Source organism: uncultured Vagococcus sp. (genome assembly GCF_963518325.1).
Classification (GTDB): Bacteria; Bacillota; Bacilli; order Lactobacillales; family Vagococcaceae; genus Vagococcus_D.
The window spans coordinates 209302-228851 of sequence record NZ_CAUQJB010000004.1; the positions used below are offsets into that span (position 1 = coordinate 209302).

Annotated in this window: 16 protein-coding genes; 5 read left to right on the top strand and 11 right to left on the bottom strand. The window is 39.9% G+C overall.

Annotated elements, in window-relative coordinates; genetic code table 11:
* Positions 1 to 93 precede the first annotated feature (93 nt).
* The 4 genes from RWN13_RS05815 to RWN13_RS05830 all read right to left on the bottom strand — a co-directional run bounded on the left by RWN13_RS05815 (position 94) and on the right by RWN13_RS05830 (position 4225).
* Positions 94 to 927, bottom strand: a complete 834-nt coding sequence (locus tag RWN13_RS05815; protein WP_314061441.1) for an energy-coupling factor transporter transmembrane component T — start codon at positions 925 to 927, stop codon at positions 94 to 96.
* On the bottom strand, positions 924 to 2627 hold the full coding sequence (locus RWN13_RS05820; RefSeq protein ID WP_314061443.1) for an ABC transporter ATP-binding protein: 1704 nt from the start codon (positions 2625 to 2627) through the stop codon (positions 924 to 926). The genes RWN13_RS05815 and RWN13_RS05820 overlap by 4 nt, the downstream gene beginning before the upstream one ends.
* 155 nt (positions 2628 to 2782) lie before the next feature.
* Positions 2783 to 3331, bottom strand: a complete 549-nt coding sequence (locus RWN13_RS05825; RefSeq protein WP_314061444.1) for an ECF-type riboflavin transporter substrate-binding protein — start codon at positions 3329 to 3331, stop codon at positions 2783 to 2785.
* 33 nt (positions 3332 to 3364) lie between these two features.
* Positions 3365 to 4225 carry an S-adenosyl-l-methionine hydroxide adenosyltransferase family protein gene (locus RWN13_RS05830; protein ID WP_314061445.1) on the bottom strand — a complete coding sequence of 287 codons (861 nt, stop codon included), beginning with the start codon at positions 4223 to 4225 and terminating at the stop codon, positions 3365 to 3367.
* Positions 4226 to 4509: 284 nt separating this feature from the next.
* Between RWN13_RS05830 and RWN13_RS05835 the strand changes: the two genes are divergently transcribed.
* Entirely contained in the window at positions 4510 to 5595 is a 1086-nt protein-coding gene (locus RWN13_RS05835) for an acyltransferase (RefSeq protein ID WP_314061447.1), read from the top strand.
* A gap of 96 nt (positions 5596 to 5691) precedes the next feature.
* Here the strand turns inward: RWN13_RS05835 and RWN13_RS05840 are convergent, their stop codons facing one another.
* Together RWN13_RS05840 and RWN13_RS05845 are read right to left on the bottom strand one after the other, a co-directional pair.
* A complete protein-coding gene (locus tag RWN13_RS05840) occupies positions 5692 to 7074 on the bottom strand; it encodes a M24 family metallopeptidase (RefSeq protein ID WP_314061449.1) in 1383 nt (460 codons plus the stop codon).
* Position 7075: 1 nt separating this feature from the next.
* Positions 7076 to 7840 (bottom strand): DeoR/GlpR family DNA-binding transcription regulator, encoded by a 765-nt coding sequence (locus RWN13_RS05845; RefSeq protein WP_314061451.1) that lies wholly within the window; start codon positions 7838 to 7840, stop codon positions 7076 to 7078.
* A 221-nt stretch (positions 7841 to 8061) separates the two neighbouring features.
* Here RWN13_RS05845 and RWN13_RS05850 point away from each other — a divergent pair, with 221 nt between their 5' ends.
* Positions 8062 to 8766 carry a LytTR family DNA-binding domain-containing protein gene (locus tag RWN13_RS05850; protein WP_314061454.1) on the top strand — a complete coding sequence of 235 codons (705 nt, stop codon included), beginning with the start codon at positions 8062 to 8064 and terminating at the stop codon, positions 8764 to 8766.
* A complete protein-coding gene (locus RWN13_RS05855; RefSeq protein WP_314061457.1) occupies positions 8766 to 10070 on the top strand; it encodes a GHKL domain-containing protein in 1305 nt (434 codons plus the stop codon). The genes RWN13_RS05850 and RWN13_RS05855 overlap by 1 nt, the downstream gene beginning before the upstream one ends.
* Positions 10071 to 10107: 37 nt before the next feature.
* Here RWN13_RS05855 and RWN13_RS05860 read toward each other — a convergent pair whose 3' ends face one another.
* Positions 10108 to 12984, bottom strand: a complete 2877-nt coding sequence (locus tag RWN13_RS05860; protein WP_314061459.1) for a glycoside hydrolase family 3 N-terminal domain-containing protein — start codon at positions 12982 to 12984, stop codon at positions 10108 to 10110.
* 299 nt (positions 12985 to 13283) lie between these two features.
* On the opposite strand from RWN13_RS05860, the gene RWN13_RS05865 reads away from it, so the two are divergent.
* A complete protein-coding gene (locus RWN13_RS05865; RefSeq protein WP_314061462.1) occupies positions 13284 to 13916 on the top strand; it encodes an SEC-C domain-containing protein in 633 nt (210 codons plus the stop codon).
* A 101-nt stretch (positions 13917 to 14017) separates the two neighbouring features.
* Here RWN13_RS05865 and RWN13_RS05870 read toward each other — a convergent pair whose 3' ends face one another.
* The 4 genes from RWN13_RS05870 to chvE all read right to left on the bottom strand — a co-directional run bounded on the left by RWN13_RS05870 (position 14018) and on the right by chvE (position 18223).
* Positions 14018 to 14353, bottom strand: coding sequence for a PTS sugar transporter subunit IIB (locus tag RWN13_RS05870; RefSeq protein ID WP_314061465.1), 336 nt, complete (start codon positions 14351 to 14353; stop codon positions 14018 to 14020).
* 14 nt (positions 14354 to 14367) lie between these two features.
* Positions 14368 to 15564, bottom strand: coding sequence for a multiple monosaccharide ABC transporter permease (gene mmsB / locus RWN13_RS05875; RefSeq protein WP_314061466.1), 1197 nt, complete (start codon positions 15562 to 15564; stop codon positions 14368 to 14370).
* Positions 15565 to 17097, bottom strand: coding sequence for a multiple monosaccharide ABC transporter ATP-binding protein (gene mmsA, locus RWN13_RS05880; protein WP_314061467.1), 1533 nt, complete (start codon positions 17095 to 17097; stop codon positions 15565 to 15567).
* A gap of 79 nt (positions 17098 to 17176) precedes the next feature.
* Positions 17177 to 18223, bottom strand: coding sequence for a multiple monosaccharide ABC transporter substrate-binding protein (gene chvE, locus RWN13_RS05885; RefSeq protein WP_399553639.1), 1047 nt, complete (start codon positions 18221 to 18223; stop codon positions 17177 to 17179).
* Positions 18224 to 18567: 344 nt separating this feature from the next.
* Here chvE and RWN13_RS05890 point away from each other — a divergent pair, with 344 nt between their 5' ends.
* A complete protein-coding gene (locus tag RWN13_RS05890) occupies positions 18568 to 19548 on the top strand; it encodes an ABC transporter substrate-binding protein (protein ID WP_314061471.1) in 981 nt (326 codons plus the stop codon).
* Positions 19549 to 19550: the final 2 nt, after the last annotated feature.

Genomic DNA, 19550 nt, shown 5'->3' on the forward strand with positions numbered 1-19550 from the left:
AATTTCAGAAACAACAGCTATACTTTCACACTAAATAAAAAATAGCTAGTATGGTGGGTTCATACCAGCTACAATTATGACCTGATTCTCACTTTAACGAAACGGATTATAAAAACGACCACCGTTATTCTTAATTAACCAAAAAGAGATCCCTAATAAACTGACAGCCACGACTATGGCCAAATAATCTCCTTTGCCATAAGACTGAGCCATATACCAGGTTCTTTTTTTATGTTTACCAAATCTTCGCAGTTCCATCGCCGTGCTAATCACCTCAATGCGCTCAATACTTGATAAAACCAAAGGAAAGACAATCGACAAGGTCCCCTTTAACCGCCTCAATAAAGATGCTTTTTTTGATAACTCCACACCACGAGCCTGTTGTGCCATGGATATATCAAAAAAATCCACTTGTACATCAGGTATATAACGGAGAGCCAAAGCAACAGCATAACTAATTTTATAACTGACCCCTAGCTTATTTAAACTAGCCGCAAATTCACTTGGGTTAGTCGTTAAAATAAAAATCAAGGCAATTGGAATGGAGCTGACATATTTAAGAAATAAGTTAAACTCATAAAACAACTGCTCCTGAGTTAAAGTAAAACGACCAACTCCTTCAAAAATAACATGTCTAGTCCCATAAATCGCCACTCCGTATTCCGGTGAAAAAAGATAGACAGCCAGGATATTTAAAAGTGAGAAGACCATGATGAACTTCACGACAAAGGAAATATCTGACCAACGAATCTTTGACCATTTAAACAAAACAATCGAAAATACACTCATAAAAACCAGAAAACGCGTATCATAAGTTGTCATCGTCGCAATTGACAATAAAATAAGAACAATTAATTTGGAAGCACCACTTAAACGATGGATAAAGGTCTGATTTGGAATGTACCCCAATAATTGAAATTGGTTCATTTTAATCTCGCCTCCCGATCGTAACTAATAAATTTTTCCGTAAAATTAATCGGATCCGCTAACCCTATGCGGGAAGCAAAACGAAACAGACTGGTTTCCTTTAAAGACGCCCGCTCAATTAACTGTGGGTTCGTTAAGACCTTAGTTGGCGTCGTATCGGCAATAACGTGCCCCTCGCCAATTACCAGTGCACGCTCTGTATATTCCAACATTAAATGCATATCATGAGTGACCATTCCCACCGTCACCCCTTGATCGCTTATCCTTTGGAGAAACTCCATCATTTCTGTATAATGACGTAAATCTTGTCCCGCTGTCGGTTCATCCAGTAAAATCATCTGAGGATTTAAGACCAAAATTGACGCAATCGTAACTCGCTTCTTTTGCCCAAAACTCAATGCCGAAATAGGCCAATTACGAAATTCATACAACCCACATACCTTTAAGATAGCAGCAACTCGTTCCTTAATCTCAGCTTCTGCCACGCCACGCAAAAGCAATCCTAAACCAACCTCATCCACAATCATTTTTTTAGAAATCATCTGATTGGGATTCTGCATCACAAAACCCACATAATCTGCCCGCTCTTTAATCGACTGTTTCATAAAATCTTGTCCTGACCAGGTCATCTCTCCTTGCGGTTGAATAAACCCACAGATAGCCTTGCATAACGTCGATTTCCCTGCCCCGTTTTTGCCGACAATACTTACCATTTCCCCTTGATACAAAGTGACAGATAAGTCATTAAACACTGGTTTTCCATTCTTGCCATATTTGAAGTTAAGGTCTTTAAGGCTTAGCAACGGCTTCTTACGACTTTCTGTAACAGGAAGAGAGACTGATGTGGACCAAGCTTCCATCGTCTCTCTGATAAAAGGGGCCTCAACTGACTCGAGGGAGTCCAGATCCGTGGTTTTCAGCAAATCAACACCTGCGTATTTCATGGCGCTGACATACAGGGGTTCACGAATTCCCACTCGTTCCAATAAATCAGACTGAAGTAATTGAATAGGAGGTAGGTCGGCAATTATCCGCCCCTCATCAAAAACTATCACACGATCCACATGACGATAAAGGACGTCTTCCAAACGATGTTCAACAATAACCACCGTAGTTTTGTTATCAGCACAAATCTCATCCAGTAATACCATCGATTCCTTCCCAGTTTTCGGGTCTAGATTTGCCAAGGGCTCATCTAGTAATAAGACTGGGATTTGATCAATTAAAACTCCGGCCATTGAAACTCGCTGCTTTTGCCCTCCAGAAAGCTCTTGAGGACGATGACTTAATAAGCTTTCTAAAGAAACGGTGGTCGCCATATCAAGGACCCGCTGTTTAATAACAGACTGCTCGACACATTCATTTTCTAAAGAAAATGCCACATCTTCCGCTACAGTTAACCCGATAAACTGACCGTCCGTGTCCTGTAAGACTGTGCCAACCTCAAAGGATAACTCTGCAATCTGACTGTTTTTAACAGATGTTCCATTTACAATCACCTCTCCAGTTAGCTCACCCTCATGAATGTGGGGAATCAATCCGTTAATACAATTGGCAAAGGTTGACTTGCCGCTGCCACTTGGTCCCACAACCAGAATTTTTTCACCTTGATTAATACTGACAGAAATATCATGCAAGGTCGGGCTTGACTGACTATGATATTGAAAGCTAACATTTTTAAACTGAATCAAAGGGTTCATTCAATCGACTCCATTATCTTAATATAAATATCTCCTTACTTAATTAGAAGGCTTGTTCTCTTGGTTTAACTGCCTAATCATCAGACCTAACAGAGTTCATCTAATATGAAAAGAAAGCTGAATGATGACCATTCAACTTCCTCTATTATAGCCTCTTACTCTTTCGTAAGGCTACCTTTTTTTGTTCGTGATTGAGCGTAAGCTTTCATCAGCAATGTACCGATCACTCCAACAGCAACGGTATTACTGATCCCAGCAATCACCCCTTGAGTAAAGACCTTATTGGCAGGTTCACTGTAAATTAAAATATCCAAGACCGGTGCCAATACAGACCAGACAGCTACATTAGCTACTGCTTGTAAGAGGTTAAAAGTAATCATGTTTTTTGTTGTAAACTCACCATGTTCCAAATCAAATCGCTTACCAATCCAGCCATAAGCAAACCCAACTGCCCCCGAACAAATAATCCAACTCCACCAAGCACCGTAAGTCGTTAAATCCTTAATCGTATGGCCGATAAAGCCGATTAGAAAGCCAGCTAATGGCCCAAATAAACTTGCCATCAGCGCTAAAAACGGGTAACTTGTTTCGATATTCGTGTTAGGAAATCCAGTTGGAATAACCACAAAACGGCCTAAAATAACAAAAACTGCCGCACCAATTCCCACCGCCACAATCGTCTTAACCGAAAACTCTTTTTTCATCCTTAAGCCCCTCCACATCCACTTAATTTTACCTTAATCTTCAAATATAACTTTTGGCGCTTTTCTAACTTGCAAGCTCCAGTCAATACCGGTGCCAATATGATATAACTTGGAGAAGGAATCCTGATTGACTGCGACACCCACATTGACAAGGGAATTAATATACACCAGCGGTTCTCCAATACTAACATCCGCAAATGATTTGGCAAACAATAAGATATTTTGATACACTTTATTTCCCTGATGATAAATTGTGACTTGTAAACTATCTCCTGGTTCAACGCCCACATCCTTTAAATAACTAGAAGGGATATTCGACCACAAAGAACCAAAGCGGACATCTAAAACATCAATACTGCCCGTTAAGATACTGCCATTTTTTTCTGCTTCAACTAAAGGTAAAGCTTTAATCGACTCAGCAGGAAGTAGCGCCCCTAACTCCTCAAACGTAATTTCGCCAACTGCCAAACGAGCACCATTATAAGCATAAATATCACGACCATGGAAAGTGTGGCTCTCTTCAGAGTGAGGCAAACGACTTTTCACCTCGTCTATGCCACGGATTTCCTCAATGCCCTCATAATGCATAATATGAGTAATTGAGCCATTATCTGGTGTAATAATATAATGCCCAGAACGGGTCTTGCAAACAATACTGCGGCGATTGCTCCCAACACCAGGGTCGACTACTGAAACAAAAACGGTGCCCTGAGGCCAATACTTCACCGTTTGATACAAACGATACGACGCCACCCAAATGTCATAAGGAGGGATGTCGTGAGTCAAATTTTCAACTCTAATCGTCGGATTAACTGTATGAGCAACACCATACATAGCACTTACAGCACCGTCCTCCAACCCAAAATCAGTTTGCAACACTAAACAATTACCCATCGTCCACTCTCCACATTATCATATTTTGTTAGAAATAATGTACCATATAAAAGCATCTCGTACAACTTTAATACCAACATTAACTCATTTTACCACTTCTTAATTTGTTTTTCACCCTTTTATCACAATTAAAGATTAAAGGTTCATTAGATTACCCTCCAAACACGAACGATAGGTTTCTTTACTAAGGAAACACGACTTAAGACTGAGGACAAGGATCAAAACATTGGCTATAGTTAATAAAAAAGGTCTTAACCTTTGATTTTTACTAAGGAGGACACCAAATGACAGCCATTGTTATCTCAAAAGCTCAAAAAGACACTATCCCAATTACCCAGGGCGCTTATCAATCAATTGATTTAATGAAGTATCTGGCAGCACTGATGGTGATTGGTGTTCATACGAAGCTTTTTATGCCTTTCAGTGACACCTTAAATTTTGCCTTTGCCAATGTTTTAGCCAGAATTGCCGTTCCCTTCTTTTTAATTACCTCTGCTTACTTTCTAAAGCGAGGGACGGACCATAAAATAAACTACTTAAGAACTTACTTACTGACCTTGCTAAAAGGATATTTACTTTGGAGCACTCTCTATCTCCCTATTGGCCTTAATTGGATTTCTGACCATTATGACCTGCCTTTTTATCTCTATCCAATTGCGTTAGTGGTCGGTCTTTTCTATGTGGGAACTTATTACCACCTCTGGTATATTCCCGCATTAATCATCGCTGTTTTAACCGTTAATTGGGTACTAAAAAAGACCAACTACCCAACACTTTTCGGACTTGCCCTCCTATTGTATGGCTTGGGCTCCCTGGAAACCTATTATGGCGTCATTAAAAACCCTACCTTGCTAGCAATCATCGATCACTACATGGCAACCTTCATTACTACCCGCAACGGTCTATTTTACGGAGTTATCTTCGTTGCCATCGGTTTCTTTTTATGGGACTATCAAGACAAACTTAAAGAGCTTCCCTATACAAAAGGATTAATCTTGTCAATCGCATTAATTACAGTGGAAGCCTGTTATATTTTTGATAAAACGCGCTTGGATATGAATTTTTTGCTGTCTTTAGTTCCCTTATCATTTTTTCTGTTTATCTTCTTAAAAGAAAAACTCCTGCCATTTAAAATAAATTCCTGTCGACTTCGTGATTACTCCAAACATTATTATTTCATTCACGCCTTTTTTCTCGTACTGCTTCCTCCTTTGGCCAAAATCATCGGTCTCAACGGACTCTGGAACAGCCAAGGTCTCCTGCGTTTTGCTTTAACCCTCTTTGCCACCCATTTAAGCTGTCTGCTGTTAATTTACTTGAAGCAGCAATCAACACTCCCGAAGCTTAATTCATTGTTAAAATACATGTAATCAAAAAAAGACCTGCCCTGAGCTTTGCGCCAGGTAAGCAGGTCTCTCATTGGGCCCCAACTTAGGTCCCTTTTCTTAAACTCTCAACGGCCACGTTTAGCCAACAACCGTCACTGCTTGCTTACTCAATAAATACGGACGTAAATAGCCGACCGTGTTCGATAAAGGCAAGACATCCTCACTTAACTTAATTGACAACACATGAATTAAATACTCTCTTCTTGTCTGAATTCTCTCCCACAACTCAGGATAGTTTGTCTGTAATTCTTCTCTTAAAGACTGATCTCCAATGGCCACACACTCTTCCATACTAGCACCGGCATACCCTGGAACACTGGGAATGATGTCCACTTGAAACATCATGCCACTCTTTAATGTGACTTGTGAACCAGCATAAATAGGACTACCTAGCCACTCCTCATCTGCTACAAAATGACCTGGATTTAGACTCCACCCATACTGACTCTTCGGTAAAACCTCTTCAATTGTTTGATACAACTGACCACCAGTTAAGCCAACCTTGATTGTTTCCAACCAAGTCATGACTCCTTTAGCATAAGGAAAAGCCACTCGTTCCAAATAATCCTGTTCCCCTTCTGGTAAATCACTCTGGTGTTTGGCTACATAACCAGCACGGCTTGATAAGCCTCCTTTAAAGGCCGTAGTTAAAGATACTCTGTCCCCTAACCGCATCTTTTTGTGTGTTGGATAAAGATTAGCCTTCTCAAATCGCTGACCTGTTGCCGCAATCGTCACCACTGAATGATTTTGACCCTCAGCCGAAAGCAAGGCCCCCAACTCGCTTTCTCTCTCGCCAACTTTAACCGCATTTAGCGCTGATAACATACAGGTTGAAGCCAAGTTAGCACCATACTCATAGTGGGCCAATTCATTGGCATTGGCTACCGTTCGAGCACCAATTGTCTCTCCGATAAATAACTCTGTTCCATTAACTAAGACCTCCTCACCCGATACCGTCTTTTCTAAAGCTCTGACCACATAATGAGGCAGATCAAATAATTTCTGGTTTCCTTGCAAAGAACTTTTGAATAACTTCCAACCGACTACTCCCACTTTCGAGGCCTGATCCACGCCTACTTCTTGGAAGATGTCTTCCAAGAGACGCTCACCATCCATTGGCTGATTGGGTAAGGAAAAATAGGGCACATGAATCACAGTATTTTCCAAACGGGCATAACTAGCCATCTTAACATTTTCGTTTCCTAATAACAGATAGGCTTGACCATCCGCTTTTAAGATCAGCAACGCTTCCTCGAAACGAGGGATAAATCCCGTTAAATACTCAAAATTAGACCCATGCTCCTTATCCCCATAGACAACTACCATATCCAATTGATTTTTGGCCATACCTGCTACAATCTTTTTCAACCGCTTGGCCATCGTCTCATCAGACAGTGTCACCTGATCCACCTTTGGAAATACAGTTGGTTCTGCTACTAACGACAATTCTACTTTCATACTAACACTCCTCACTTATGATTAAATCCACATTATATTGCGCCAGAACCATACAAAAATCAGTATCTGGTTGTTTATCAGTAATCAACACATCGATTTCTTGTAACCCACAGATTTTAAAGAATCCCTTTGTGTTCATTTTAGTATGATCAGCCAAAGCCACTACTTTCCGCCCCTGCTTAACCATTGCTCGTTTGACAAAACCTTCTTCTTCCGTATGAATGAACAGGCCCTTAGGCGACATGGCAAAAACACCTAATAAGGTAACGTCCGCCTTGTATTGCGATAATTTCTCAATGGTCTCTGCCCCGTAAAGAAATAATTGATCATTGTGCAACTGCCCTCCTACGACTGTTACCTGTTTGTTGTCTTGTTGAGAAAACAACATGGCATGGGTCAATGAGTTGGTAATCGGCTGGATTTTCTTTTTCCTCACCAAGGGAATCACTGCCTCCACCGTTGTCGAAGAATCAAAGATTACAGTGTTATTCTCTGCAATAAGCTTCTCTGCTTCATGAGCTAAAGACTCCTTGATTTCTTGCAAAGACGATGATCGATGAGAATAATCAAAAATCAACGCTTCTCGTGTTGCTAACATCGCCCCTCCATGAACCCGTTTAATGATTTCTTTATTTTCAAGCTTTATTAAATCACGACGAATCGTGTCTTTCGAAACATTGAGCGCTTGAGCCAAGTCATCAACAGTGGCCCTGTTCTCCCTCTCAATTATTTGAGTGATTGCTGTAAGTCTTTCTTCAATTAACACATGATCAACTCCCAGAATAAGGATAGCATGGAACATCACCGTTTGCAACAAAAAGCATTATTCAGTTTATTTTAAAAATAAAAATGCACAAAAACGCATAATTTCAATTTGCGCTAATAGTATCTAATCCCCCAAAAAACCACTGTACTTCCTAACTAATTTGCTTTACCATTAGTCTAATAAAGGAGTTAACTAAACTATCAGATAATCAGGAGGTTAACATGAAAATTGCTATTGTTGAAGATGACGAGTCGAATCGCCAAACCTTGCACCGACATATCTCGGACTATGCCCAAGAATATCGACTTTCCCTTACGGTAGATAGCTATCCTGACGGCATTGATTTTATTAAATCAGCTGTTGCTAACTACGACATCATTTACCTTGACATTGAAATGACAACACTGGATGGCTTAAAGACGGCCAAACAAATTCGCCAAACAAATGAACGCGTTATCATCGTATTTATCACGAACTTTATCGACTACGCTATGGAAGGCTATCAGGTTGATGCCAGTGATTTTTTACTTAAGCCTTTAACCTATTTCAATTTCAGCAAACACTTTAATAAACTAAATAAATTAATAAATCAGCGACACAATCAGTGTATCTCGGTCAAACGTAACGGCGGTATCCAAAAGCTATCACTAAAAGATATTTATTACATTGAGAGCCAAGGGCACTATTTACATTTCCACATGAAAGATGAAACGGTTTCAATTATTCACTCGATAAAAAAAATCGAAAGCAAACTATTGCCTGCCCATTTTTTTCGTTGTAATAATTATTATCTTATCAATTTAAGCCATGTTGAAAAACTAGAAGACAATCACGTTATTGTTAAAGGCCAGCGACTTCAATTTAGTCGTCCTCGAAAGAAAGCCTTTATTAACGCTTTAACCAGCTATATTGGAGGCACGATGTGATGTCTGAAATAATTCCAAGAATCCCACGTCTCTATACAGCTTTAGCCGAATCATTGGCTTGCTTGGTTTTTATTTGGCCCATGATCAAACGACATGCCCCTTCATACTGGCAAGCCCGTTTGTTAGTGATGACTGGTGGGCAATTGTTTTTACAGAGCTTAGTTAATGGCTGGCCCTGGTCTTGGTGGTTACCAGGGATGTACTTAAACGTTTTTTGGATGTTTCTAACCATCCGCTTCACTGCCACCTTATCTTTTAAACAAGCCATCTATCTTTGTGCAAAAGCCTTTATAGCTGCAGAATTTAGTACAACACTGGCTTGGCAATTTTATTATTTAATTTTCTGGTCCCCGGTAAATACTCAGAAACTTCCAGGCTATTTTTTCCTTCTCATATGTTTAGTTGTTATGTACCTCATTTTTTATCTTCTGGAAAAGAGAATTGGTCATGCCAATCTATTCTTGCCCCTTAAGAAAAAAGATATCTTTATCAGTATACTAACTGCTATTATCATCTTTACTATGAGTAACGTCAGTTTCTTAATTAGCGCAACCTATCCATTTGGGGATAATACTTCCCTTTTTGTTATTCGCACACTCGTCAATCTAAGCGGTATTTGCATCATCTACATGCAAGCTTATCAACGTTATGAAGCCTATTTAAAAGCGGAATTAGGCTCCATTAACCGAATCTTTCAATTACAATATGAACAGTATCTAGCTTACAAAGAAAGCAGTCAATACCTTAATCAAAAATTTCATGATTTAAAGCATCAAATTAACGTTATTCGCGAAGAAAGCAATGCAGATCAACGTCATCGCTATCTCAATCAGATGACCCAGAATCTCAATCAATTCGAAGCGACCATTACAACTGGAAATGGTAGTTTAGATACTATTCTGACTCGTAAAAACACTCAGTGTTTAGCTAACCAGATTAGCTTTACTTGCCTCGTTGACGGCCAACTGTTGAACTTTATGGATGTTATGGATATTTGTAGCATTTTCGGTAACGCCTTGGATAATGCTATTGAATCAGTTATGAAACTATCTGATCCTGCTAAACGTATTATCAATTTACGGCTCTTTAAACGTGCTCATTTTTTAATGATTGTTTTGGAAAATACTAATAGCGAGACCTTAACATTTAGTCAGGGATTGCCACAGACTACTAAGTCAAACACTCTAAATCACGGATATGGTTTAAAGAGTATGGCTTATATCGTTGAAAAATACCAAGGCAACCTTACGATTGACTGTGACGATGACTGGTTCAATTTGAAAATTTTAATCCCACTCAATTAAAAGGAGTCATCTTTGAACTCAAAGATGACTCCTTTTATTAATTTTGACGAGCTAATTCTTTTTTCTTTCTTAACTTCTTGCTATTAGTAAATGCCATCATACCGAATCCTAGTGTCCCTATCAACAAGACATTAAGCCCACTGTATAATAATATCCAATTCGGTACTTTAGTTTCCACGACGTCATATGCATGGCTGTTAACCATCGTATAAAGAATGTTGTGACTGGCCTTGCGCATGTTTTGCTGGCCCCAATTAGTAGCCGTCGTTTCCTTTTTTAGTTTCGTTGGCAATAAATACAAAACTAAGTCATTACCTGCCGCCAAACTTTGATCAATATTCATATATTGCGGTTTATAATAATCTGTAATGACGCTTCCTCTAAACCCCCACTCGTCACGTAATACCCGTTGCAATAACGCTTCAGATACGCCAACCCATTGAGCACCAAGCCGATTATAAGAAGACATAATTCCTCTAGTTTCGCCTTCCTTCACGGCAATCTCAAATGGTTTTAAATAAATTTCCCGCATGGATTGCTCAGTCGACCAAGTTGCTGCCCCAGTTGGATATTCATAGCGCTTAGTTTCCTGATCATACATGGCGAAATGCTTCATATAAGAGTAACTGCCCTTTTGACTGGCCCCTTTAACCACTTCCATTCCTATTTTGCCTGAAAGTAAACTATCCTCAGAAAAATACTCAAAGTTTCGGCCAGCAAATGGAGAACGATGAATGTTAACTCCTGGTAAATACAACCCCGTGATATTGGAGGCCTTAGCTTCATTTGCAATGGACTGGCCCATTTGATTCGCTATTTCTTGATTCCAAGTGGAAGCCATCACGACTTCACTAGTATACTGATTTCCCTGAGCACCACTGATTAAATGATTGATCCCTGCCGGACCATCACTGTCAAAGGTTGCTGGTTTCTTAATCGAGTTAATCGCCACCGTAGAGAATCCTCCATAAGAAATAAGCTTTTCCATATCCTTGACTGACAACTGTTCTAACAACTGCTCCCATTTAGGATCATCGAAAGCCACCCCTCTCAGCTCATATAATGTTAGACCATGCTTAGCTTTAACAATCGGTTTAGCCTCTTTATCTTCCTTAATAGAAAAATCTTGTAGGGCAGCCAACAACTCTTTAGACGCTTTTTTTGGTTTTGCCATCTCTGTTGGCAAAGTGCCTTCCCAATTCGAACGAGAAACATAAGTCACCTCTCCCAAATTATCATCGAACTGGTTCGTTGCCACAACCTGATCACTAGCTCGTTTATTCTCCTGATTGTAAACAATTGTTTTAGGGACAACATAACTTTTAGCCTCAATAACCTCATGGGCATTTCCCATCAATTTGATCTGATAATCCCCTTTTTCCAACACATAAGCCTGTTCTTTTTTATCGTCATAGCTAGCCATGTCTTCGACTGCCAGTTGAAGATTAACAGATTCACTTTCACCTGGATTAATCTTCTTAGTCTTAGCAAACCCTGCTAAAACTACGTGAGATTTCTCAATCCCACCAATTATATAAGGCGCCGTATAATAAAGCTGAACGACATTTTTCCCAGCTATTTTGCCAGTGTTTGTCACGTTGATCGTTAAACTGATGGTGGTATCAGTCGACTGATAGTCAGTGATTTCCTGCTGAAATTTACTGTAGGATAGCCCGTAACCAAATGGATATTGCACGGTTTCCCCATATAATTTTTCATCAGTCTGACCCGTTTGGTTATCTACAAAACGAGTCTCATAATATCGATAGCCTACGTAAATTCCTTCAGCATAATCAATGTACTTATAATGCCACGTCTCTTTTTTATTTTTAAAGTCTGAATTTTCATATGGAAACTCACCAATATTAAAATAAGATGGAGCACTTGTTGCATCATAAGCATAGGTATCCGCTAGTCTTCCAGAGGGATTGATTTCGCCTGACAAGGCTTTTCCCACAGCATTGAAGCCAACAGAACCTGGATTTCCAATCCACAGTGCTCCGGCAATTTTATCATCCTTTAAAAAACCTAATTCCATCGGATAAGAAGAGTTAATCAAGACAATCACCTTACCAAAATTTTCTTTCACTAAATGTAACATCGCCTCTTCATCATCTGTTAACTCCAAATAATGTTTCCCTGCTGACCCACCAGAATACCCTGCCATATCTGTCGTAATATCTGCACCTTCCCCACTATTACGCGAGAAAACTACTAAAGCAGTTTGGCTAAATTCTTTGGCATCAATGAGTAGACGCTCACTATACTCAGAGACGACTGGCTCATGGCTATTAAAATCACCACCGACTAACTTATGAATATTAATTTTTTCGCGAGGGACAAACCGATCATCATAAAATTTAGTCAAATCATCGTTAACCTTAAAACCAGCGTTTTCCAGCCCCTCTTGCAAATCCACATTATCATTCTCAGCGCCTCCCCCAGAGCCAGAACCGCCGTATACCACCGATCTCGAACTATAACCAAAAACATTGAGGTTTCCTTTTTCAAGAGGCAAAGCCTCTTTCTTATTTTCCAATAAGACAAGCCCTTCTGATTCAATCATTTCCGTCAAAGCAGAAGCTGACTGACGAGCTTCTGCTACCAAATGTTGATCAACTTGTTGCTTGGAAAATGAGGTGTTGATGATTAAAGAAAAATGATTAATGGCCAAGTTCAGTACCACAACAACTACTAGTAAAAAGGTCGTAATTGGAAATAGTACTTTACGGGTTAACTTTAATTTAATTATTCTGTATACGGAGAATGCTATCAGCACAACTACAACTGTGATCACAACCATCGTGATCATCGACACTAGTTGTTGAATATTAATCCCGTAACTTGGCGCCTTTTCTCCGGTTTTAGCCGCAAATACTTTTGCTGTAGAGAGCCACCCACTAATAAAAGACATCAGACAACATCCTCTTAGTTTTCTCTTGTTCATTTGTTTCATTTTCACAACATCCCTTCCGTAATGATACTAAAAAAGCGTTTGCATTTAATGTTATTTCCTTTATGACCTCCTCTGACATTTGTCTCTTACTACCAAAGTAAGTGTAACAACTCCCCTACGGGAAACGAAAGGATTATTCACAACCTGTCACAATCCCTTCATTTTTTGTCTATTTTCGGTTTAATTCAATATTCCCCCTTATCAACTTAGTAAAACTCCGTTATAATAAAAGAAATTAAACTAAAAGGAGACAAACTATGACCCATTCATTTGCTACTGAAATTAAAGCTTATACCCAAACAGACTCATTTAAACAGCTGAGTCAACTAGAAGAATTCACAGATATTGAAGCAATGCCAGGTGCAACTATTATGGAATTCTTGACGATGTTTTCAGATGCCATGTCTACCTTCGAGAAAAAAACATTAAAAAAGTGGGATGCTGACAGCCTGACAAAAGTCTTAACACATTGGTTACCTAAACACGCTGACTTGCCTAATCTGGAGGTCCCCCTATTTTTAGTCACTCTTAACTCATTTATTGCTTTCTTAGATGAGAAAAAAATAATCCCAGGACCTCCCTTATTAATGGCCGTTGCGAAATCGAGCCCTCTGATGCTGGCTCGGTCAGAAGATGAGAACTTTTGGAGTCCGAAAAAAAGAACTGAATTCGCAGAATTTTTAGCCTATATGGATGAAGAAATAGATGCCTTATTTGGAGATGAGTTTGGTTTATTAGATGAGTTAATGGAAGGAAATAAATCGCCAAATCCCCACCACAAACGAAATAATGTGGTCCCCCTGACTAATACTCCCAAGAAAAACAGCTTATGCTTTTGCGGTAGCGGAAAAAAATACGAAGACTGCCATGGCGATGATATACTCTTATAAAGAAAATGAACCCCTTAGACTAATAGCTAGCCTAACGGGTTCATCTTTATTTTAGTGCCTATGATTATTCAATTTTATCTTACCCAAGTTCCCTATTTGCATCAATTTTTCTCCGCTAGTAAATCAACTACCTCCTGCAAGACTGCTTCACCATTTAAGGTTTCATAATCTTCTTTGGCGATTAATTTGTAAGGAACAGCTTTCACCATGAGGTAATCCTTTAAGCGAGCCACTTCATACTTAGATTGGGGGCCAATTAACAAAGCATCTAACACTTGATGTTGAATGATCTGCTCCGCAATAATCGCCGGTGCAGAATAAATGTGAATCTTTAGGCCTTTGTTATCTGCGGTCATCTGCATATTTTTGACCAATAACCCCGTTGTAATCCCAGCAGTACAAATTAACAAAACCCTTTTATCTTGAGTCTCAGTCATTCCTTTCACCCCATCTATGAGATTTTTTTCTTTTTATTGTAAATATCCAAAACAACTGCCAAAAGTAAAATTAAACCTTTAATCGCTTGCTGCCAGTCAACACCAATTCCTAGAATCGACATGCCGTTATTTAGAACGCCCATTACCAGCCCACCAACAATTGCGCCCATTACCGTTCCGATTCCACCAGAGGTTGAGGCGCCACCAAAGTAAACAGCTGCCATGGCATCCAACTCCATAGACACTCCCGCTTGTGGTGTGGCCGCATTAAGCCGTGCCGCTAATATCAAACCAGCCAAAGCAGCCATGGCTCCCATATTAACAAAAACTAAAAAGGTTATTTTTTTCGTTTTAATCCCTGATAATTCTGCCGCTTTACGGTTACCGCCTGTGGCATAAATCTGACGGCCGGCAACTGTTTTATTAGTCAAGAAGCCGTAGACTGCCACAATCACACCCAAAAGAATCAAAATAATAGGATAACCTTGGTAAGAGGCAAAAATATAGGTGACCACTAACACGACTAGAGCAGTAAATATGCTTTTAAACAAAAAGGCGTTTATCGACTCCACTTCAAATAAATTTTTTTGACGTTTATCTCGAGCTCGCCATTGGCCAATAATCAGCAAAGCCGCTAGAAGAGCACCAATGACCATTGTGATGTAATGAAGATGCTCTCCACCTATTACATCAGGTAAATAACCTGTGGAAATTTTCTGAAAAGCAGTTGGAAACGGGGCCAGAGATTGACCTCCTAAGACAACTTGGGTTAACCCACGAAACATCAATAGTCCGGCCAAGGACACAATAAAGGCGGGAATACCTACATATGCCACCCAAAAACCTTGCCAAGCACCAATAACAGCTCCCATTAGCAAGCAAATGGGGACGGCTAGTAAGGGGCTCATTTTAAAGTTAACCATTAAATAGCCGGCAATCGCCCCTACAAAAGCCATAACAGAGCCGACCGATAAATCCACATGACCTAACAAAACAACTAGCAACATGCCAGCTGATAAGACTAAAATATGACTGTTTTGCAAAACTAGGTTGGTAATGTTTAATGGTCGCCAAAAAATCCCATCCGTTAATAATTGAAAGGCTACTAACAAGAAGACTAAAATAATGACCATACTGTATTTACTAAATATTTCAACAGCCTTCTCTTTAAGGCCAATTGTGACTTGTTTTTTTTCCCGTCTTTGCTCCATTTACTTAGCACCTTCCTTTTCAGCAGTCATCAGACTCATCAGTCCCTCTTGATTGGCCTCTGCACGTAAGACCTCGCCTGTCATTTGTCCTTCATTCATCGTATAAATCCGATCACACATGCCAATAATTTCCGGTAATTCAGATGAAATAATGCACACCGCCTTACCTGCTGCTGCCATTTCTTCAATTATCGTATATATTTCATATTTGGCTCCAACATCTATCCCACGAGTTGGCTCATCCAAGAATAAAATATCCGGTTCCGTCATCAACCATTTTGCCAGAACGACTTTTTGCTGATTGCCACCACTTAAACTGCCAACATTTTGAAAAACGGAATTCGTTTTAGTGCGCATCCGTTTCCGGTAGTCCTCGGCCACCGTCACTTCTTTTTCTTTGTCTAAGACTCCCTGATGACTAATTTTATTTAGACTAGCTAAGGTGGTATTCTCACGAATATCCATTAGTAAATTTAATCCCAAGGCTTTGCGATCCTCAGAGACATAAGCTAAACCATTTTCGATAGCCTTGGGCACGTCTTTGACCGAAATCTCCTTGCCTTCTTTTAACACACAACCAGAAATATGGCTACCATAAGAGTGACCAAAAAGACTCATGGCAAATTCGGTCCGCCCCGCTCCCATCAAACCAGCAATGCCAACAATTTCCCCTCGACGAATTGAGAAATTTATTCCTTTATTCACTAAGCGAGTGTTATCAATGGGGTGATAGACAGTCCAATCCTTTACTTCGAAATAAGTCTCACCAATATCAGGAACACGCTCAGGATAACGGTTAGTCAATTCACGGCCCACCATGCCACGAATAATCCGTTCTTCAGACAACTCATCATTGTCTAAGGTTTCAATCGTTTGACCGTCCCGCAAGATCGTAATTCGGTCAGACACACTGACAATCTCATTTAATTTGTGGGAAATGATGATTGACGTAATCCCTTGTCGTTTAAACTCCTCAATCAAGCTAAGTAAATTGGCACTCTCTTCCTCATTAAGAGCCGCCGTTGGCTCATCAAGAATCAGCAATTGAACCGATTTTGAAAAGGCCTTAGCGATTTCGACTAATTGCTGCTGCCCTACGCCAATTTGGGAAACTAAGGTATTTGGATTCACTCTTAATCCCACAGTCTTCAATAAATTTTCCGTCTTCTTTTCCGTTAAATTCCAGTCAATCACCCCGTGATTAGCTTGTTCGTTTCCTAAAAAGATATTTTCTTTGACAGAAAGATAAGGGCTTAAAGCCAGTTCCTGATGAATAATCACGATCCCCTTAGCCTCACTATCCCGAATATCTTTAAATTGACAGACATCGTTATTATAACGAATCTCACCTTGATACTGATCATAAGGGTACAGCCCACTTAAGACATTCATCAAAGTTGACTTTCCTGCACCATTTTCACCACATAAAGCATGAACTTCTCCCCGCTTGATTTGTAAATTAACATCATTTAAAGCACGAATACCCGAAAACTCTTTGACAATATGTTTCATCTCTAAAATATAATCAGCCATGTTCCTCTCCTTTACTTGAATTGCCTTTTGATCAAAGGTGGGCTGGAACTTATGTTGCGTTCACAGCCCACTTGTCCCTCTATTTTGCTAAGTCTGCTTCAGAATAATAATCTGTTTCAATTAACTCGACTTTATAGTTTTCTTTATCAACAGAAACTGGATTAGCTAAGTTTGTAGGCACGACTTTTTCACCGTTATCATAGGTTTCCGTATCATTAACAGGGACTTCTTTCTCCGTTAACAGTGCTTCAATCATGTCAATCGTATTCTTAGCCAGAACACGTGTATCCTTAAAAATTGTTTGGGTTTGTTCCCCAGCAATGATCGACTTGACCCCCGCAACCGTCGCATCTTGGCCAGTTGTCACAGGCAAAGGTTTATCACTATCCCCATAACCAACACCTTTAAGCGACGATATAATCCCCAAACTGATCGGATCATATGGCGACAGTACCGCATCCAATTTTTTATCCGAATAATTGGCACTTAGTAAGTTATCCATCCGGGCTTGAGCCGTTGAACCATCCCAGCGCAAGGTTGCGATCTGGTTAAAGTTGGTTTGCCCTGAAGGAATGACCAGTTGCTTACTGTCAATATAAGGTTGGAAGACTGACATGACGCCATTATAATTAATTAGCGCATTATTATCATCAGGAGAGCCACCAAATAACTCAATGTTAAAAGGCCCCTTCCCTCCTTTTAAATCCAACTTATCTTCTATATAAGAAGCCTGCAAAACGCCAACCCCAAAATTATCAAATGTTGAATAATAATCAACATAAGGTGAATTCATCAATAAACGATCATAGGCAATAATTTTAATATTCTCTTTATGGGCTTTGTCCAAGACATCTGTAAGAGCTGATCCATCGATGGAGGCAATGACAATAACGTCTACGCCTTTAGTAATCATGTTTTCAATTTGAGCCACTTGGTTTTCTACTTTATCCTCGCCATACTGCAAATCCGTTTTATAACCTAATTTCTCTAATTCATCCACCATATTATTACCGTCACCTATCCACCGCTCTGCTGATTTAGTTGGCATGGCAATGCCAATATACCCTTTCGACTCTCCTTTACTATTGCCCCCGCCACTACAAGCAGTTAAGAGCAATCCTGCCATAATCGCCAGCGCCAGCGTAATTCCTCGTTTCAACTGTTTCTTCACCATTCATTCCTCCCATTATCTGTTAAGATTAAGTTGCCTTTCTATTAACACCCTTAGAATAACAAGTATTCGCAACCGTTTCCATAGGGTTTGTTTTGAATTAGCTTGATTATTTTATTAATCGCTTACAGTCATTTTACAAATCTTGATTTTTTTTTGAATTCATTGATATTCTTTCGAATCACTCCAAAGCACATGAAAGCGGTTTTTAATCCTCACTATATTTGTTACAATGAGGCTGTAACAAGCATTTACCATGGGACCACTAACTAACAACTCATCATAAAGGAAGTGACTTAATGAAGAATAAACTAGTGAGCCTATTGTTCCTCCTATGGCTCCTGATCACTTTAGTTGCCTGCAAACCAAAAGAACCTACCGTTCAAAATAACATTGTCATCGGCTTTTCTCAATCTGGAACAGAAAGCTCATGGCGCAAAGCCCACACAACCTCTATTTTAGATGGTCTGAAAAAAAATAAGTATCAAGTCATCTATCGCAACGGCTTAATGGATCAAGAACGGCAGATTCAGGACATTCGCTCCTTTATTGCTTATCGTGTCGATATGATTGTCTTTACGCCATTGACGAAAGATGGCTGGGAACCCGTCCTTAAAGAAGCTGAACAAGCCGGTATTGACGTCATTTTAGTTGACCGAGATATTAACTCGGCTAGCAGTGACCTCTACCTGTCTCATATCGGCCCCAGTTTTAAAGCTGAAGGCAATCGTGCCGGCATTTACGTGAACAACTACTTTAAAGAGCAGCCTGAGCGGAAGATAAACGTTTTAGAGTTAAGTGGGTTAACGAGTGCGTCTCCTACAACCTTACGTAGTGACGGATTTCGGGAAGCCATTGGCCGCGAACAAAACATTACCGTCATCCAAACAGTCTATGGCGATTACACCAGAAATAAGGGCAAAGAAGTCATTCGCAATCTAATTAAGCACAATCAATTAAAGGAAATCGATGTGCTATTCAGCCATAACGACGAGATGACATTAGGGGCTTTGGATGCGCTGAAAGAGACCGCTATTCAGCCTGGAAAAGACTTGATTATCGTGACAATTGACGGACAGGAAAATATCATTGAAGAACTGCGAGCCGGCCGAGTCAATTGTGTCGTAGAATGCAATCCCCAAGCCGGCTATTACGTTGCCAGAGCCATTGAACGCCGGTTAGACGGTGATAATAAGCAAATTCCCCATGAGATTTATATGCCCGAAACCGTCTTCTCTGATCAGGGCGACCTTGATTCTATTCCAACTCGAAATTATTAAGA

Coding starts and splice junctions, on each gene's coding strand:
- RWN13_RS05815 (WP_314061441.1), bottom strand. CDS start 927: ATGAACCAATTTCAATTATTGGGGTACATTCCAAATCAGACCTTTATC.
- RWN13_RS05820 (WP_314061443.1), bottom strand. CDS start 2,627: ATGAACCCTTTGATTCAGTTTAAAAATGTTAGCTTTCAATATCATAGT.
- RWN13_RS05825 (WP_314061444.1), bottom strand. CDS start 3,331: ATGAAAAAAGAGTTTTCGGTTAAGACGATTGTGGCGGTGGGAATTGGT.
- RWN13_RS05830 (WP_314061445.1), bottom strand. CDS start 4,225: ATGGGTAATTGTTTAGTGTTGCAAACTGATTTTGGGTTGGAGGACGGT.
- RWN13_RS05835 (WP_314061447.1), top strand. CDS start 4,510: ATGACAGCCATTGTTATCTCAAAAGCTCAAAAAGACACTATCCCAATT.
- RWN13_RS05840 (WP_314061449.1), bottom strand. CDS start 7,074: ATGAAAGTAGAATTGTCGTTAGTAGCAGAACCAACTGTATTTCCAAAG.
- RWN13_RS05850 (WP_314061454.1), top strand. CDS start 8,062: ATGAAAATTGCTATTGTTGAAGATGACGAGTCGAATCGCCAAACCTTG.
- RWN13_RS05855 (WP_314061457.1), top strand. CDS start 8,766: ATGTCTGAAATAATTCCAAGAATCCCACGTCTCTATACAGCTTTAGCC.
- RWN13_RS05860 (WP_314061459.1), bottom strand. CDS start 12,984: ATGTCTTTTATTAGTGGGTGGCTCTCTACAGCAAAAGTATTTGCGGCT.
- RWN13_RS05865 (WP_314061462.1), top strand. CDS start 13,284: ATGACCCATTCATTTGCTACTGAAATTAAAGCTTATACCCAAACAGAC.
- RWN13_RS05870 (WP_314061465.1), bottom strand. CDS start 14,353: ATGACTGAGACTCAAGATAAAAGGGTTTTGTTAATTTGTACTGCTGGG.
- mmsB (WP_314061466.1), bottom strand. CDS start 15,564: ATGGAGCAAAGACGGGAAAAAAAACAAGTCACAATTGGCCTTAAAGAG.
- mmsA (WP_314061467.1), bottom strand. CDS start 17,097: ATGGCTGATTATATTTTAGAGATGAAACATATTGTCAAAGAGTTTTCG.
- chvE (WP_399553639.1), bottom strand. CDS start 18,223: ATGGCAGGATTGCTCTTAACTGCTTGTAGTGGCGGGGGCAATAGTAAA.
- RWN13_RS05890 (WP_314061471.1), top strand. CDS start 18,568: ATGAAGAATAAACTAGTGAGCCTATTGTTCCTCCTATGGCTCCTGATC.